This window comes from Parapedobacter tibetensis, from assembly GCF_024704835.1.
Lineage (GTDB): Bacteria > Bacteroidota > Bacteroidia > Sphingobacteriales > Sphingobacteriaceae > Parapedobacter > Parapedobacter tibetensis.
The window spans coordinates 1-641 of record NZ_JAMXBE010000067.1 but is presented as its reverse complement, the minus strand read 5'-3'; the positions used below and the strand labels follow the sequence as shown (position 1 = coordinate 641).

The 641-nt window shown below is 44.6% G+C and carries 2 protein-coding genes; both read right to left on the bottom strand.

Annotated elements, in window-relative coordinates; all coding sequences use genetic code 11:
• Positions 1-276 precede the first annotated feature (276 nt).
• Positions 277-432 (bottom strand): hypothetical protein, encoded by a 156-nt coding sequence (locus tag NF543_RS25290; protein WP_257670990.1) that lies wholly within the window; start codon positions 430-432, stop codon positions 277-279.
• Between the two features lie 9 nt (positions 433-441).
• On the bottom strand, positions 442-641 hold a 200-nt coding region (locus NF543_RS25285), incomplete at its 5' end, for an addiction module protein (protein ID WP_257670989.1).

Below are 641 nucleotides of genomic sequence, written 5' to 3'. Positions count from 1 at the left end.
TTACTTTGAACCTGTGATGGCCCAAGTGACGTTTCACTTAACTTGTGCCAGTGGGGATAGATTTTCTATTTCGGCAGCGCCCTGTCTTTTTCATACTGTTCGCAAGTGTTAAACCAAGTGTTACTTGTGCTTATGAAATTCGATTTTTCGCTATACTCGGGTTTCGGCTGGTATGTACAATTGCGATTATGGTAATTGTATTTGCTTCTTCGTCAATATAGAAGTGTATGGCATAGGGAAACACCGGAATCAGCGCAGCCCTAACATTCCTATACTTCAATGCATAATGTAATGGATGGCAATGCGGCGGATGGTTGCTTTGGTCGCCGTCGCAAAACGCTTTTCCAGACCGGGCCGTTTTTCCTTATACCATTCTTTGGCATCGCGGATATCATTAGCAACTTCCTCGAAATAGGTCAGCCTCCAAGCCATGAATGACGCTTACCGATCAAGTTCAGCCAATAACCCTTCAATTGGGAGTACCTTGCTCCCATCTTTTGCTATCGCATCCAAACGTTGATCCAGCAGGGATTTTTGCCAATCAGGCAATTCGGCATCGATGTTTTCGATATCCGGATATTGCATTTTGATGCGTTCCCATTCCCTGATGGGCAGTTGCACCGCAGTAATTTTTCCCTTTT

Coding starts and splice junctions, on each gene's coding strand:
- NF543_RS25290 (WP_257670990.1), bottom strand. CDS start 432: ATGGCTTGGAGGCTGACCTATTTCGAGGAAGTTGCTAATGATATCCGC.